Annotated in this window: 13 protein-coding genes; 8 read left to right on the top strand and 5 right to left on the bottom strand. The window is 45.8% G+C overall.

Annotated elements, in window-relative coordinates; genetic code table 11:
- Window positions 1-16 precede the first annotated feature (16 nt).
- Together mgtE and QUA33_RS17620 are read left to right on the top strand one after the other, a co-directional pair.
- Window positions 17-1,414 carry a magnesium transporter gene (gene mgtE, locus QUA33_RS17615; RefSeq protein WP_333068369.1) on the top strand — a complete coding sequence of 466 codons (1,398 nt, stop codon included), beginning with the start codon at window positions 17-19 and terminating at the stop codon, window positions 1,412-1,414.
- Between the two features lie 240 nt (window positions 1,415-1,654).
- The gene (locus QUA33_RS17620; protein ID WP_333149852.1) at window positions 1,655-2,578 is read left to right on the top strand and encodes a hypothetical protein; all 924 of its coding nucleotides are present in this window, start codon (window positions 1,655-1,657) and stop codon (window positions 2,576-2,578) included.
- Window positions 2,579-2,817: 239 nt separating this feature from the next.
- Here the strand turns inward: QUA33_RS17620 and QUA33_RS17625 are convergent, their stop codons facing one another.
- Together QUA33_RS17625 and QUA33_RS17630 are read right to left on the bottom strand one after the other, a co-directional pair.
- Window positions 2,818-3,336, bottom strand: coding sequence for a hypothetical protein (locus QUA33_RS17625; RefSeq protein WP_333068371.1), 519 nt, complete (start codon window positions 3,334-3,336; stop codon window positions 2,818-2,820).
- Window positions 3,337-3,356: 20 nt separating this feature from the next.
- On the bottom strand, window positions 3,357-4,439 hold the full coding sequence (locus QUA33_RS17630; protein WP_333041971.1) for a ParM/StbA family protein: 1,083 nt from the start codon (window positions 4,437-4,439) through the stop codon (window positions 3,357-3,359).
- A 323-nt stretch (window positions 4,440-4,762) separates the two neighbouring features.
- Between QUA33_RS17630 and ftsH2 the strand changes: the two genes are divergently transcribed.
- From ftsH2 to QUA33_RS17660, 6 genes are all read left to right on the top strand, one after another.
- Entirely contained in the window at window positions 4,763-6,649 is a 1,887-nt protein-coding gene (gene ftsH2 / locus QUA33_RS17635) for an ATP-dependent zinc metalloprotease FtsH2 (protein ID WP_333149854.1), read from the top strand.
- 133 nt (window positions 6,650-6,782) lie between these two features.
- Window positions 6,783-6,932 carry a hypothetical protein gene (locus tag QUA33_RS17640; RefSeq protein WP_333149856.1) on the top strand — a complete coding sequence of 50 codons (150 nt, stop codon included), beginning with the start codon at window positions 6,783-6,785 and terminating at the stop codon, window positions 6,930-6,932.
- 90 nt (window positions 6,933-7,022) lie between these two features.
- The gene (locus QUA33_RS17645) at window positions 7,023-7,166 is read left to right on the top strand and encodes a hypothetical protein (RefSeq protein WP_333149858.1); all 144 of its coding nucleotides are present in this window, start codon (window positions 7,023-7,025) and stop codon (window positions 7,164-7,166) included.
- A gap of 142 nt (window positions 7,167-7,308) precedes the next feature.
- Window positions 7,309-8,598, top strand: a complete 1,290-nt coding sequence (locus QUA33_RS17650) for an aminopeptidase P N-terminal domain-containing protein (RefSeq protein ID WP_333149860.1) — start codon at window positions 7,309-7,311, stop codon at window positions 8,596-8,598.
- Between the two features lie 128 nt (window positions 8,599-8,726).
- Window positions 8,727-11,273 carry a PAS domain S-box protein gene (locus QUA33_RS17655; RefSeq protein WP_333149862.1) on the top strand — a complete coding sequence of 849 codons (2,547 nt, stop codon included), beginning with the start codon at window positions 8,727-8,729 and terminating at the stop codon, window positions 11,271-11,273.
- A gap of 6 nt (window positions 11,274-11,279) precedes the next feature.
- Window positions 11,280-12,509 carry an ATP-binding protein gene (locus QUA33_RS17660; protein WP_333149864.1) on the top strand — a complete coding sequence of 410 codons (1,230 nt, stop codon included), beginning with the start codon at window positions 11,280-11,282 and terminating at the stop codon, window positions 12,507-12,509.
- A 15-nt stretch (window positions 12,510-12,524) separates the two neighbouring features.
- On the opposite strand, the gene QUA33_RS17665 is transcribed toward QUA33_RS17660, so the two are convergent.
- The 3 genes from QUA33_RS17665 to QUA33_RS17675 form a co-directional block, all read right to left on the bottom strand.
- Window positions 12,525-13,106: an HAD family hydrolase gene (locus QUA33_RS17665; RefSeq protein WP_333149866.1), complete on the bottom strand. Its 582-nt coding sequence runs from the start codon at window positions 13,104-13,106 to the stop codon at window positions 12,525-12,527.
- Window positions 13,107-13,388: 282 nt separating this feature from the next.
- Window positions 13,389-14,513: an ATP-binding protein gene (locus QUA33_RS17670; RefSeq protein WP_333149867.1), complete on the bottom strand. Its 1,125-nt coding sequence runs from the start codon at window positions 14,511-14,513 to the stop codon at window positions 13,389-13,391.
- A complete protein-coding gene (locus tag QUA33_RS17675) occupies window positions 14,510-16,732 on the bottom strand; it encodes a WD40 repeat domain-containing protein (protein ID WP_333149869.1) in 2,223 nt (740 codons plus the stop codon). The genes QUA33_RS17670 and QUA33_RS17675 overlap by 4 nt, the downstream gene beginning before the upstream one ends.

Raw genomic sequence — 16,732 nt, forward strand, 5'->3', positions numbered from 1 at the left:
TTTAGGAGGGTCATCAGTGACAGAAAAAAATTATCAATCGTCTTCTCTACCCACCTACGCGCGAAAAGAACTGCGGGAATTAGTTCGATCGCAGTTAAGGGCCCTGTTGGAAGAAGGAGACTTTAAAGGAGCAAAAGCGATTTTGCACCCGGTGCAGGAAGCAGACATAGCTGAAGCTATCGAAGGTCTGCCAGAAACCATGCAAGTAATAGCTTTCCGCTTGCTTTCCAAAGACGAAGCAATCGCAGTTTACGAATATCTCGACTCCAGCGTTCAGCAGTCCCTCTGCGAAAAATTCAAACGCCAAGAAGTCATTGACATTGTAGACAAAATGTCCCCGGACGATCGAGCTAAACTCTTTGACGAACTGCCGGCAATATTAGTCCGTCGCCTGTTGGGTGAATTGAGCCCGACGGAACGGGAAGCTACGGCTCAACTTTTGGGTTACGAAGCCAGTACCGCCGGTCGGATCATGACCCCGGAATATATTTCTCTGAAAGAAAGCTTTACCGTCGCCCAAGCTTTAGACCGAATTCGCTCTTTGGCTAAAACTACCGAAACAATTTATTCTCTTTACGTCACCGACGCCGGACGCAGCTTGACCGGCATTTTATCTCTGCGGGATTTAGTCACTTCCCCCCTCGACAAAACTGTCGGCGAAATTATGACCCGCGACGTAGTTTCTGTTCAAACAGGAACGGATCAAGAAGAAGTAGCTAGGCTGATCCAGCGTTACGATTTTTTAGCTGTACCCGTTGTAGACCGCGAACAGCGGCTGGTCGGGATCATTACAGTTGACGACGCGATCGACATTTTAGAACAAGAAGCAGCAAAAGATATTTATACCTTGGGCGGCGTCCAGTCCGGCGGCGACAATTATTTCCAGACCGATTTAATCACCGTTGCCCGGAAAAGGGTCGTGTGGCTGTTTGTTCTGCTTTTAACTAATACTGTCACCGGCGCAATTATTAGAGCTCAAGAAGATATTTTGCACCAAGTAGTCGCCCTAGCAGCCTTTATTCCCCTGCTGACTGGCACTGGAGGCAATGTCGGAGCTCAGTCCTCAACAGTTGTAATTCGCGGTTTGAACACTGATGAAATTACAGCAATGGGGCCGTTTCAAGTAATTGTTCGCGAGGGGATGGCGGGAGCGCTGCTAGGAGCTATATTGGGGACTGTAGCGACGGGCTGGGCTTATACTCTGCAAGGGAGTTTAGCCGTGGCACTCGCGGTGGGAGTGAGTTTGTTTGCGATCGCAATTTTAGCTTCTATTGCCGGTTCAGCTCTGCCGTTTCTATTTCGTTCTTTGGGTTTAGACCCCGCTTTAATGTCTGCTCCCTTTATTACCACCGCAGTTGATGTCCTCGGGGTCTTGATTTATTTCACTTTAGCTCGACTAATTTTGCAGATTTAATATATTTAATTAGATGGCGGTCAATAAAAAACTTAATCTGTTTTTCACCACAAATAAATTCTGGGTCTGCGTGGGATTCCTTACGGGATAGCTCCGAAGAGCGCGTACTTTATTTTTACTGGGATACTTGTACCAGTTGAAAAAAATAATGCAACTATAGGCCATTGCTCCAAACTCCGATCTTCATCAGTCATTCCAAATCTAAAATCTAAAATCTAAAATCTAAAATGGTATTAGCCTATGTCATCATCCAATTCATCCACCAAAATCCAAAATCCCAAGTCCAGCAATTTGTTAGAAACTGCTGAAGTGGTATTTATTGCTGCCTCTGCTGTGGGATTGGCTGCTAGTTTGGTTTGGGGGCAGAGCGTTTATGCTCAAGTGCCTGTAGTGATTTCGTTGGTGTTGAATTTTGTGAACCGGCAGAAGTTGCACGGGCAAGTTAAAGCAAGTACGGCGGCCACGTTCGATCGCGTAAATCAACAAGCAGCTACTACCGATCGCGCGATCGAGCAATTGCAACTTGCTGTAAATGCTTTAGACGAAGCTGTTGCTCAAACATCTCGCGAAAATCTCAATGTTGCGCCTGGAGAAAACGTACACTCTCTAATTTCAGCAATTGAGAACCTGCGCCAGCGACTAATAATTTTAGAAAAAACTATTAAAATGATTCAAAGCGAGATCGAACTCACCAGCCGCCAATTCAAACAGCGGCCGGAGTTGCAACAAGTCGAAACTTTGACAACAATAATTCTGGACTTGCAGCAGTTTATCAACGAACTGCCGCAGTGGGGCAGTTTGCAGCAGCGGCAGCTAACAGAACTTCAGCAAAAAGTAGATAATGCTTTGGCTGAACTCTCAGAAGAAATTGCTGTCATTCCCAACCGCGTGCAAGAGGCGCTAGCTAGTCGCAGTGGGGAAATTAACCCACAGTTTGGTTCGGGTTTGAATGCCGCTCAAAAGAATGGTTATCGACCTAAAACCCAGAATGAGAAAATTCGCCAGAAATATCCTAGAGCTTACGTCAAGTGGAGTCAGGATGAAGACGAAAATTTGAAAAAAGAATATGCTAGCGGTCAACAAATTGACGAATTAGCTCAGAGATTTCAGCGACAGCCTAGTGCCATTCGTTCGCGATTACAAAAATTAGGATTAATAGAATAATTGTAATTGGTAATTGGTAATTGGTAACCCCAGAAAACAGTCAACTGACAAATAACAAATAACAAATAACAAATAACAAATAACAAATAACAAATAACAAATAACAAATAACAAATAACAAAGCGATCGCCCTTTTTTTTCAAAAGAGCGATCGCTTTGTTTCTGTATTCAGTACCGGCTGCCAACAGCGGGCCACTAACATTACATCTCAAGGCTTTGTAGCCTAGGTCTACCTCATTTTAGAAATCTTGCGGTAACAAAGAACTTAAACGCTCCAGCAAAGGATCGGATTCCCGACGAGGAGCAACCTCAGCGTCAGACACTACATTATCATCCGCCACAGACTCAGACTCAATGGGGTCAGGCTCTACTACTTTTGAAACTGGGGCAAAAGAAACTTGAGCAAACTTACTGTTAACACTCCCCTGCAATTGATCCAACTGCGCGCTGAGTTGAGTCAGGTGATGTTCCAGTCCCTCCAAACGGCTTAATTCCTCTGCCGAAACATTGTGCTCAAACTCAGCAAATTTGACCACAAGTTCAGCAATACGCTGTTCCAACCGCTGAAAGCTCTGTGTAGAGCTAGTAGACTCAGATACAGACAAAAACTGCCACAAAGCCTGCTTGCAGAGATTGCTGAAAGTCTGATACTTCGTGAAAGCCAACTCTTTTTCAATAGCGGCCAGCAAAGTTTGATCCGCAGCATCTTCCGTAAACGCCACCGAGAAATTCGCCTTATTTTTTGCCCACAGTGCCATAGGGTTCAAGCCTTAATGCGTTACTTAATCGTGGCTAGCTGAGCCTCAGCATAAATAAACTGTCCCAAAGCATTAGCTTTCCGGGAAGGCTGAGCCAAGTGAGCCTTAAGATTGGCGTCTTTAAGCAAAGGTTGCAAAACCTCCCAGAAAAACTCGCCGCCCCCGCCAGTCAGAACCACATCCGTCACACGTTCCGGCAGCCACTGCACCAAACGTTCGGACAGTTCGTTAGCGAAAGCCTCTCGCAAATCCTTAATAATCGGATCTAAATTAGTCGGCTTAGTCGCTCCTCTCGGACGGTAGAAACGCTGGCCTTCCGGTTTATTCACCGCTTCCAGTAAAGACAGAGATTGAGGGTCTGCTCCCGGAATCTTTGAGGCAACTTGTTCGTAGAACTTGTTCATTGCGAAGGAATCGCTCTTAGAAGCCGCCCGGGCGAACCGGAAACGATCGACCATTAACAAATCGGTAGTTTGGTGTCCAATATCAACAACCGCCACCGACAGTTCGGGCAACTCCGGCGTAAACTCCTTGTTATCTTGAGCCTCGCACCAAATCAGGCTGCCGAACCCTTCCGGCATCACCCAAACGTGACTGATATTAATATCCACACGCTCGCCCCGGTACACCACAACGTGGGGAGAGCGCAGTTGGCTGATAATCTCTTCCTTTTCTTTCTCAAACTGATCCTGCGAATAAAACGGCAAACCCAGCACAACTGCTATTTCGCCCTTCATCTGGAAATATCCAGCACAGGAAAAGACCTTAACCAAAGCATCTACTACTTTCGACTGGTCAGCGCCACCGAGATTAGCGCCAAAATCTGCCGCTAGTTGGCCTATAGCGTAACCCTTGCCCTGGTACTCCAGCCACATATCCAACAGAGGGTCTGTTGCTTTGGACTCAAAGCTGCCACCCCGCACCTTTTCCACGGGCATAGTAGCCACGTTGGCAGGGATGAAAACAACGCTACTCGGGTTGCGACTCACGCAAGCTTTAGTTGCCGTCCGACCCAAATCAGCACTAATAATCGATTTGTTAGAAGCGACTTTAGTCTGCTGGGTCAGCATAGCCGAATTAGGAACAAGCTGTCTAGTTGTCATTGAAATGTGTTACCTCACTGAGCCTCACCATTATCATGCCTTATCCCTTGACACTGCCACGCTTAAAGACAGTGGGTGAAAGCGACGATTCTTCTAACTCTACCTAGATCGGTATCGAAATCAGCACCAAACATTATATTCGGGACGATCGCCCTTACCCTAACTAACCTAACTTTTTCTGGAGCCATCGTCCTCAAAGCTCTGTTGCCTGAGAGTGCATTGTTAAGTTAAATTTAGTTAAGATTCTGAGTGTAAACTTTTGTCGCACTTCTCCGGCACCGCGATCTTACCCGATCTGTCCCCAATTCAAGGCATCCGCATTTATGAAAATTTCTTGGCGAACTATACTACTTTGGACTTTACCTGCCTTAGTCATCGGCTTTTTCTTGTGGCAGGGGGCCTTTGCCCCATCCCCCGCAGAAATGAGCAAGAACACCGCCAGCACCCGCCTGAGCTACGGTCGATTCTTAGATTACTTAAACGCCGGTCGAGTGACCAGCGTTGACCTTTACGACGGAGGTCGGACGGCTATTGTCCTAGCAGTCGATCCCGAACTGGACAATCACGAGCAGCGGTGGCGGGTAGATTTGCCCTCAAATGCCCCGGAACTGGTTTCTAGGCTCAGAGACTCCAAAATCAGCTTCGACACTCACCCACTACGCAATGACGGCGCTGTGTGGGGACTTTTAGGCAATCTAGTATTTCCCCTCTTGTTAGTAGGAGGGCTGTTTTTCCTCTTCCGCCGCGGTGGCAACGTTCCCGGCGGCCCGGGCCAAGCCATGAACTTTGGCAAATCCAAAGCTCGCTTTCAAATGGAAGCTAAAACAGGCGTACTGTTCGACGACGTAGCAGGCGTTGAGGAAGCCAAAGAAGAACTTCAAGAAGTGGTGACATTCCTCAAAAAACCCGAACGCTTCACCGCAGTCGGGGCGAAGATTCCCAAAGGCGTGCTGCTAGTTGGCCCTCCCGGAACCGGTAAAACCTTGCTGGCAAAAGCGATCGCAGGCGAAGCCGGCGTGCCTTTCTTCAGCATCTCCGGTTCAGAATTTGTCGAAATGTTCGTCGGTGTCGGCGCTTCCCGCGTCCGCGACTTGTTCAAGAAAGCTAAAGAAAATGCTCCTTGCATCATCTTCATCGATGAAATAGACGCCGTAGGAAGGCAGCGCGGCGCCGGTATCGGCGGCGGTAACGACGAACGGGAACAAACCCTGAACCAGTTGCTGACCGAAATGGACGGTTTTGAGGGCAATACTGGCATTATTATCATTGCTGCCACGAACCGCCCCGACGTGCTCGACTCAGCGCTGCTGCGTCCGGGACGTTTTGACCGCCAAGTTACGGTAGATACGCCGGATATCAAAGGCCGGTTGGAAATTTTGGAAGTTCACGCGCGCAACAAGAAGCTCTCTGCAGAGATTTCTTTGGACGCCATCGCCCGCCGCACTCCAGGCTTTACTGGCGCTGATTTGGCTAACTTGCTCAACGAAGCTGCTATTTTAACCGCCCGCCGCCGCAAAGAGGCGATTACGATGCTCGAAATTGACGATGCAGTCGATCGCGTGGTAGCAGGTATGGAAGGCACTCCCTTGGTGGACAGCAAGAGCAAGCGCTTGATTGCTTACCACGAAATCGGCCACGCGATCGTCGGTACAATCATTCAAGCCCACGATCCAGTTCAAAAAGTTACCTTAGTTCCTCGCGGACAGGCCCGCGGCTTGACTTGGTTCATGCCCAGCGAAGACCAAGGTTTGATTTCTCGATCGCAAATTTTAGCCCGGATTAGCGGTGCTTTAGGTGGCCGCGCAGCCGAAGAAGTAGTTTTCGGCGATGCCGAAGTAACCACCGGTGCCGGCAACGACTTGCAGCAAGTAAGCGGCATGGCGCGGCAAATGGTGACTCGCTACGGGATGTCTACCTTGGGCCCGATCGCCCTGGAAGCTCAGCAAAGCGAAATTTTCCTCGGCCGCGACTACACAGCGCGATCGGAATATTCCGAAGAAATAGCCTCTCGGATTGACGGACAAGTTCGATCGATTGTCGATCACTGCTACGACGACGCCCGCCGAATTATTCGCGAAAATCGCACCGTGATCGATCGCTTAGTCGATTTGTTGATCGAAAAAGAAACCATCGACGGCGAAGAGTTGCGCCTAATCGTCTCTGAATACACTTTTGTTCCTGAAAAAGAACAATACGTTCCTCAGCTTTAAGACTTGTTTAAAAATTAGGGACACGGCAATGCCGTGTCTTTAAAAAGTAGGGACGCAGCACTATTGCCACGACCCTACTTTTTTATTAAACTGTCAATAATATTAAACCGCCCCTAAACGCCAATTAACGCAGATGAATACTACATTTGCCATACATACTAATAATTTGTCATTTTTTTTAATAGCAACTTTTATTTTTGTTTGTGTCAATACTTTGAGCGCCCGCGCCGAAAAATTAAGATGTTTTGTAGATATTTGCATCGACCCCAGCAGCGTTGAATAGAGTAAATCGGATATTCCCGGTGTTCCCTCTGATCCAGTCAGAACTATTTTAGAAACTCAACAGTTTAGTAACCAGAAATTGTTGGCGCAAATGGAAGTTAACTGCCAGCAGCGACAGTTGAGAACTGTCAGAGTTAGCGAATATGGCGAAAATTGGTCGAATTTCGATCCGAGATGGACTTTAGTCGATCGCAACTCATCTTTGTCCATTGGCGATCGCAGAACAATAGAATAAATAACTAGACCCAGAAAAAAAACAGATCACCTATATCTTCAACCCTGGGCTTGCGGGTGCAAGTCTGACAAGCAGCGCTTGAAACCGCCGAGTGTTAATATTACACTCAATCTAAAATCTAAAATCTAAAATCTAAAATCGGATGACAAACCCCACCGAATACCGGCAAAGACGCGAACAGTTAATGGCAAAAATTGGCAGCGGGACGGCTATATTTCGCAGCGCGCCCGCTGCCGTCATGCACAACGATGTAGAATATGCCTACCGACAAGATAGCGATTTTTTCTACTTAACGGGTTTCAACGAAGCTGCGGCGGTAGCAGTGCTCGCGCCGCACCACGAAGAACACAAATTTGTGTTGTTTGTGCAGCCAAAAGACTTGGAAAAAGAAACTTGGCACGGTTATCGCGCCGGAGTAGAAGGCGCTAAGGAATTGTACGGGGCGGATGAAGCTTTCCCGATTAATGAACTTGCGGAAAAACTGCCGAAATATTTAGAAAAGGCCGATCGCATATACTATCACTTCGGGCGCGATCGTAGTTTCGACCAAACAGTCCTCAATCACTGGCAGCGCTTGATGGCAACCTACCCGAAACGCGGCACGGGCCCGACAGCAATCGAAGATTCCAACATCATTTTACACCCGATGCGGCTGGTGAAAAGCGAAACTGAATTAGCATTAATGCGAAAAGCGGCTAATATCTCAGTTGCAGCCCACAACCGCGCCCAAGAATTCGCCAAACCGGGCAGGTACGAATATGAAATTCAAGCTGAAATAGAACATACTTTTGGCTTAAATGGCTGCACTCCGGCTTACCCTTCAATTGTTGCATCAGGTTACAATTCCTGCGTCCTCCACTACATCGAAAACAACCGGCAAATGCAGGAAAACGATTTGTTGCTAATAGATGCCGGTTGTGCTTGCGGGTACTACAACGCCGATATTACTCGTACCTTTCCTGTTAGCGGCAAATTTACAGCCGAACAACAGATAATCTATGACTTAGTTTTGCAAGCACAATTGCAGGCAATTAGTCAAGTATATCCGGGAAATCCTTACAGCAAAATTCACGAAACAGCGGTGCGCGTTTTGGTGGAAGGTTTAATGGATTTAAAACTTTTGGTGGGGGACATTGAAGAGATAATTAAAGAAGAGAAATACAAGCCATTTTATATGCACCGCACTGGTCATTGGCTGGGATTGGACGTGCACGATGTCGGTGTTTATCAGTACGGCGAAAATCCGCAAGTTTTGCAGGCCGGACAAGTGCTGACGGTGGAACCGGGGATTTATATTTCTCCTTATATTAAACCCGTTGAAGGACAGCCGGAGGTTCCTGAAAAATGGCGCGGTATTGGCGTGAGGATTGAAGATGATGTTTTGGTGACAGTGGATGGTCATGAAGTCTTGACGGCGGGAGTTCCTAAATAAAGGAAAAGTACGAGGTTTTTGGCAGAAGTCAAGAAAGATTGGCTAATTAAGTTGGCAGTAAAGGCTTGAGCTTTGTTAGTATTAACTTGAAAAAGATCAAGTCCGCAACTGCCAAACCTAGAGCAATTATGTGTATTGATCCTACCGAGACCTATCGACCTCTGGAAACCTGTGAAGCATTAGTAGCAGAGCAAACAGCAAAAATCCGGCAACTTGAAGAGAATTTGCAGCAGCAGGGAGAATTGTGTCAGAAATTAGAAGCACAACTCAAAGCAGTCGAAAATGCTGGCTTTTCTGCTTCTGCAACTGAATTTGAAATCGCTGAGGACGATCGCATTCAGTTAATCGCATCTCTGGAAAAAAGCCAGGAAATGTACCGAACTCTCATCAAACATTATCCGAATGGCTCGGTGTTTTTGTTCGATCGCGATTTGCGCTATACACTGGTTGACGGCCAAGGTTTGGCAGTAGTTGGTTTGTCCAAAGAACTGTTGGAAGGCAAAACATTGTGGGAAGTATCCCCACCTGAAGATTTGCCACTTTTTGAGACTACATATCGCGCTGCTTTGGCAGGAAAAGAGAATACTTTTGAATACAAATACGGCGGTCGCGTTTATTCAACAACAATTGCTCCAGTCAAAAATGACCGGGAAGAAATTTTTGCAGGAATGGTCGTTACTCAAGATATTACCGAAAAAAAACAGACCGAAATAGCGCTGGAAGAAATCAAAAATCAGCTAGAGATTAAATATCAAAAGCGCACTGAAGACTTGAAAACAGCTAACGATCAATTGCAGGAAGAAATTCTCTCTCGCTGGCGCGCCGAAAAAGCTCTGCGGGAAAGTCAGGAACAGCTAGAATTGTTTTTCTCTCAATCTTTAGATGGTTTTTTCTTTATGATGCTGGACAAACCAGTGTACTGGGACGATACAGTTGACAAAGAAAAAGTCTTGGATTACATATTTGCTAACGGGCGGGTAACGAAGGCCAATGATGCTTTGATAGCTCAATACGGAGGTACTAGGAAAGAGTTTATTGGCCGGACGCTTTACTCTTTATTTTCGCACAACTTGACTGGCGGCAGAGAGATAATAAGGCAATTTTTTGAGTTTGGCAGAATTCACATCGAAAATGAAAATCGCAAGTTTGACGGGGTTCCATTTTGGGTAGAAGGCGACTATATTTGCATTTACGATTCCCACCGCAGAATCGTAGGCTATTTTGGGGTACAGCGCGATATTAGCGATCGCAAAAAAACCGAAGCAGCGCTGAAAGAAAGTGAAGAAAGGTTCCGACAGCTAGCAGAAAACATTGAAAGCGTGTTTTGGATGGTCAACGTTCAACCCCATGAAATTATTTATATCAGTCCGGGTTACGAAAAAATTTGGGGCAGAAGCTGCGCTGATTTGTATGCTAACGGGCGCTTTTTTGCAGATTCCCTCCATCCAGAGGATCGCGAACGTGTTATTGCTAATTTAACGAGACAAATTGAGTCTGAAGACGAGATAGAATATCGAATTGTCAGACCGGATGGCAAAATTCGCTGGATTCGCGATCGGGCTTTTCCGATTATAAATCAATCTGGTAAAGTTTACCGCATCGTAGGCCTTGCAGTAGATATTACTGCCGGAAAACAGGCAGAAAAAACCATCCGCGAAAATGAAGAACGCTTCCGCCAACTAGCAGAAAATATCCAAGATTCCTTCTGGCTGATGTCTGCGGAATTCACCGATTTATTGTATCTGAGTCCAGCTTACGAACAAATCTGGGGGCGGAGTCGCGAAGAACTGTATGCCAATCCCTTAAAAATGATGGAGTGGCTGCATCCAGAAGATAAACTTTTGTTGGAAGAGGCAATGGGGCGAGTGTTGCAGGGCGAGTCCACCAATACCGAATATCGGATTTTTCTGCCAGACGGCACAATTCGCTGGCTGTGCGATCGAGCTTTTCCCATTTACGATGAATCGGGCAAAATTTACCGCATCGCGGGTATTGGTGAAGATATCAGCGATCGCAAATTTACCGAAGCCTGCATCCAAGCAGCACTCCGCGAAAAAGAAGTATTGCTCAAGGAAATTCACCACCGAGTCAAAAATAATATGCAGGTAATTTCCAGCCTGCTGCAACTTCAAGCTCAATATATTGAGGACGAACCGACGCTAACTTTATTTGAAGAAAGCCAGACTCGCATCCATTCCATGGCTCTGATTCACGAGCAACTCTATCAATCCGAACATCTCGATCGCATCGACCTCCCCCCCTATGTCGAAAACTTGGTTGCTAATTTGTATCAATCTTTTGGTTGTGGCAACACTTCTCTCCAATTTAATCTCAACGTTGACGCCATTAGTTTAAACATAGAAACTGCAATTCCTTGCGGTTTAATTATTAATGAATTGGTTTCAAATTCCTTAAAATATGCTTTTACTAAAAATTTAAGTGGTGAAATAAACATTGAGCTTCATGAAATAAATTTTCAGCAATTTCAATTGATTATTCAAGATAACGGTAGGGGATTTCCGCCAGGTTTCGACGTAGAAAATACTGAGACATTAGGATTGCGATTAGTAAGAATGTTGGTTTGCCAATTAGAAGGGACTATTGCCATTGACAGTAAGTCTGGAACCTGCTACACTCTGATTTTCCAAGAGTTAAATTATCGGCAGCGTATTTAACGAAAAATGAACCATATAAAAATTTTGGTGGTAGAAGACGAAGTTATTGTAGCCCAAGACATAGCAGGTCGATTAAAAAAACTCGGATATGCAGTAACAGCTACAGTTTCTTCAGGAGAAGAAGCTATTCAAAAAGCTCTAGAAAACCCGCCCGATTTAGTGTTGATGGACATCGTGCTTAAAGGTGACATGGACGGCGTAACAGCGGCCGAGAAAATCAAAAATAATAAAAATGTGCCGACAGTATTTTTAACAGCTTATGCCGACGATAAAACGCTGCAAAGAGCGAAACTTACAGACCCATTCGGTTATATTATCAAACCATTTCAACAAAATGATTTGCGGGTGGCGATCGAGATTGCCCTGCACAGACACGAAATCGAAACTAAGATGCGAGAATCTCTCAAAGCCTCGGAAGCAGCCAGAGAGTCGATGGAAGAAAAATCGCACCGCCAAAACCAGTATATTTCAATGGCAGCTCACGAATTGCGGAACCCGCTCAACGCGATTTTAATCTCTGCGGAACTGTTAAAGCTCGATCGAACTCGCAGCAGTGACGAATCCCAAGTTAGAACCCTGCGGCTGGTGCACTCAGCTACACAAAAGATGAACCAGCTAATCGACGATATGCTGTTGATGGGCAGAGCAGAATCAGGCCAACTCAAATGCAATCCATTACCGATAAATTTAGTCGAATTTTGTCAAGACTTGCTCGCTCAATTGCAGTTAGGAAATGAAGCAAGGCACAAACTAACATTAATCCCGTCAGATGTTACCAGTGCAATATTAGATCAACAATTGCTGCACGGCATTATTTCTAACTTAATCGTCAACGCTATCAAATATTCTCCTAACGGCGGGCAAGTAACCTTGGAATTGGAATTCCGTCCAGCAAGCGAAGGAGACAAAGAAGCTATTTTCTGCTTATCTCCTCACTCTTTCTTTTCTAATTCATACTTTACCAATATTAACTCTCCCTTACTAATTATCCGCATCCGAGACGAAGGGATCGGCATCCCGGAAACCGAAGTAGGGAAAATATTTGAAATGTTTTACCGCTGCAAGAATACTGGAAAGATTAAAGGTAACGGTTTGGGATTAACCATTGTTAAAAAAGCTGTGGAATTGCAAGGAGGGGCGATCGCCTGCGAAAGCAAAATGGGCGTGGGTACAACCTTCACAGTCGCGCTTCCTTACGTAGCACTTTCCTGTAAGACTCAACGAGAAATAACTTAAATACCACTACCAACACTAATCAAAGTGTTGCAAAATCCACTCCACCGCCGCGGCTAAATTTGCTGCAATCAAATCCGGTTTAGTATGGTGCTGATACTCCCCACTCAACACACTTTCTCCGTAACCAGTCTGCACCAAAATACCTGTACAGCCGGCATTGTGAGCCATATCAACATCAGTGGCTTTATCCCCGACCATAAAACTATTTCGCAAATCTAAATCCTGTTCCCAAGCCGCCGCTACTAACATCCCTGTATTCGGTTTTCGCCACGTTGTATACCGCGTGAATTCTGGGTTTGTTCCGCCTTCGGCTGCGCTTAAATAAGGACAGTAATAAAGAGCATCTAACTTGGCTCCGGCTTCATTTTCTAATAACTGACAAAGGCGTTTGTGCAAAGCTTCGACGTGGCTAACCGGATAATAACCCCTCGCTGGGCCGGATTGATTGGAAACCAAACAGCAAAATATTTCTTTGTCATTTAAACGGCGTACAGCTTGGGCGACTCCGGGGATTAAATGCAAATCTTCTACTTTGTGAATGTAGCCGGCTTCGATATTGAGAACGCCATCTCTGTCAAGAAATACTGCTCGTTTCATTGTTGTATTGTTGCTTGAAAATAGGGTTTAGGGTGAGGCTGCGGCAGTGTTCGTTGGTGTTAACTTAAGCCTAAAAACCTTTGTATCTATCGTTTATAGTCGAGTCTAGATCCCCCTAAATCCCCCTTAAGAAGGGGGACTTTGAGTGTTCCAGTCCTCCTCTTTTTCCGCTTGGGACTTTGACTACTCTTGTCCCCCCCTTATTAAGGGGGGTTAGGGGGGATCGGGAAGACTGGACAAGGAAGACTATAGGCTGGCACAGCGAAAATCTAGGTACGAGCGTCATTCTAAAATAGATTGTTTGCCTAACCATTCGCGGAAACTATTATGATACAAACTATAGCAAATTTCTCCTCCAATTTCCTGCTTATTTAAGAACTCGATCCAATTGTCTAACACTTTTTCAACATCGTATTCATCCCGATCAATTATATTGGATATCGCACTTACAGATAAACTTGCTGTTGATTGTACCAAAACATTCAGCACAGACAACTCGATCGCCGATAAAGCATCACCTCTCATCCGCAGCCAGTGGTTTTGATAATACGCTGCTAAACCGGGAGGAAGTTCAGAGACAAGTGAGGACTCCCCCAGAGTAGCATCGGGGTGGGGATTCTCGTTAATGGCAGGTAACATCTGACTCAGATACATGAAATTGTTTTCGCTGAGAGTTGCCAGTTGTTGGCCGAATTCGGGTTGAGTTAAATCCGGTGCGGTTGATAGGTATTGCTGAATGTAGTTCAGGGCATCCTCCCGATTTTGGGCGGGATAATCTCTTAAATCGAGAGTTTGAGATGGGGTTTCAATTAACAAACCTGATTTCTCTCTCAAAAACGGGCGGCGGGCGAGGATAAAATAAGTACGATCGCCCAAATATCTCGGCAGATAAAACAGATTTGTGCTGGGAGGCTGACTGGTGCGGGCGATCGCGTCTACAGAATCAATGACAATTATCAACTTTTGGCGATCGTTTAATTTATCGCTAATTTGCTGAAGCAACAAAGACAGAAACCAACTCCCATCATCGGATTCGAGATTTTGAAGTTGAGATCTTAGCTCGACAATTTCCGATGTTTCCCCATTGGCGGCAAGGTATTTGTCAATCAGTTGAGTGCAGACAGAAGCGAGAAAATCTTCAGCTCGATTTTTGCCCTCAACTGCAGCGTTGTAATAGATACTGCGAGGATGGGCGGTGACATATTGGGCGAGGATGGAACTTTTGCCGCAGCCGGGAGTGCCGACAATTGTGAAATAACCGCGGCTGTGGGAGTTTAGAAAGTCGGATATGGCAGAAAAAACAAACTTGCGGCCTGCAAAATTCTCGGTTTTTTCTCGCAGGAGTTGCTGAAATTCTTTTGGGTAAGAATCGGTAGAGATGGGAGTTGGCAGAGGTGAGGAATTCATGTTAGTTCCTCCCTCCCTTCTAGCCGCAGGAAATATATGCCGCTGGAACGACCGCCTGCGACAATTGTTACTCCATCGGGTGCAATAGCGCAAGACGCGATCGAACTTTCACCTGTGAAACTGGCAATCACATTTCCACTCGACAAATCCCAGACTTTGAGAGTTTTGTCATCTGAACCAGAAATCGCCCGTTTGCCGTCGGGGGTGATGGCTACTGCTTTTACCGATTTGCGATGGTCTTTGAGAGTAAACTCTTCCTTTCTAGTTATTAAACCCCAGACTTTAAGGGTGTTGTCTCTTGAACCAGAAATCGCCCGCTTGCCATCCTCCGTGACGGCAACTGCATTAACCGAGTCGCTGTGAAATTTTAAAGTAAACAATTCCTTTTGAGTTGTTAAATCCCAGACTTTGATGGTGGTGTCATCTGAACCAGAAATCGCCAGCTTGCCATCAGCAGTGATAGCAACTGCATTGACCGAATAGCTGGGGAGAGTAAACAATTCCTTTCGAGTTGTTAAATCCCAGACTGTGATGGTGTTGTCCCACGAACCGGAAACCGCCCTCTTCCCATCAGCAGTGACGGCTACTGCATTGACTGAGTTGCTGTGACCAGTGAGAGTAAACTGTTCCTTTCCTGTGGTTAAATCCCAGACTTTGAGGGTGTTGTCGAAAGAGCCAGAAATCGCCCGCTTGCCATCAGCAGTGACGGCTACTGTATTGACCAAGTAGCTGTGACCAGTGAGAGTAAACTGTTCCTTTCCTGTGGTTAAATCCCAGACTTTGATGGTCTTGTCCCACGAACCAGAAAGCGTCCGCTTCCCATCAGGAGTAACGGCTACCGCATATACTGAGTTGCTGTGACCTTCGACATTAAACTGTTCGTTTCCAGTTGTTAAATCCCAGACTTTAAGCGTCTTGTCATCTGAACCAGAAATTGCCCTCTTGCCATCAGTCGTGACGGCTACTGCATTGACTGAGTTTCTGTGACCTTTGAGAGTAAACAGTTGCTTTCGAGTTATTAAATCCCAGACTTTGAGGGTCTTGTCAAAAGAACCAGAAATTGCCTGCTTGCCATCAACAGTGACAGCTACTGCATATACTGAGGTTTTGTGACCTTTGAGAGTAAATTCTTCTTTTCCACTTGTTAAATCCCACACTTTGAGGGTGGTGTCTCTTGAACCAGAAATTGCCCTTTTGCAATCAGCAGTGACCCCTACTGCTTTTACCGAGTAGCTGTGGCCTTTGAGAGTAAATAGTTCCTTTCCAGTAGTTAAATCCCACACTTTGAGGGTGTTGTCCGATGAACCAGAAATTGCCCTTTTGCCGTCGGGGGTGACGGCGACTGCATCTACTGAGTTGCTATGGCCAGTAAGAGTAAACTCTTCCTTTCCAGTTGTTAAATTCCAGACTTTTAGGGTGTTGTCCCACGAACCAGAAATTGCCTGTTTGCCATCGGGGGTGACGGCGACTGCATCTACTGAGTTGCTGTGACCAGTAAGAGTAAACTCTTCCTTTCCAGTTGTTAAATCCCAGACTTTTAGGGTGTTGTCTGTTGAGCCAGAAATCGCCCGCTTGCCATCAGCAGTGATGGCTACTGCATTTACCGAGTCGCTGTGACCTTTGAGACTAAATTCTTCCTTTCCAGTGGTTAAATCCCAGACTTTGATGGTGGTGTCTTTTGAACCAGAAATCGCCCGTTTGCCATCAGTAGTGACGGCTACTGCATTTACCCAGTTGCTGTGACCTTCGATAGTGCGTAGTAGTCCCCTGCGAGGCGGAGTTAAACAGGGTGTCAAAGGACGCAACCAAGGTGCTGCTTTCCACTGCTTTACTACCTCTAGCATTGTCTGAATCTCTAGCATTTCAAAGTAAAGTAAGCGCCCTAACAATTGCCCTGCCAGTTGTGTTTTATCTCGCTCCAAAATATCGGCTGACATCCACAGTACCGCTTGAATCAAGTTCAGGGCTTTCGCTTTTTCTGGGTTGTACTCTGGGTGAGTTACTGCTTCAGAATAGTCAACTAAATTAAAATCATCAATCAGTGCCTGCACTCCAAACTCAGGATGCTGAATTTTTGCCATCAGAAAGTTAAAATCAGTCAGTTTTTGATAATACTTTTCTAAATTCCCTGACTTGACATAATTTGGCAGTAAGCTGCCCAGATAAGCACGTTGATAGAAAAGTGGTTTAGCCGCTAATTTGTCAGCAAATTCTCCCAT

The sequence above is a fragment of the Microcoleus sp. Pol14D4 genome (genome assembly GCF_036701245.1).
In the GTDB taxonomy this organism is placed as follows: Bacteria; Cyanobacteriota; Cyanobacteriia; order Cyanobacteriales; family Microcoleaceae; genus Microcoleus.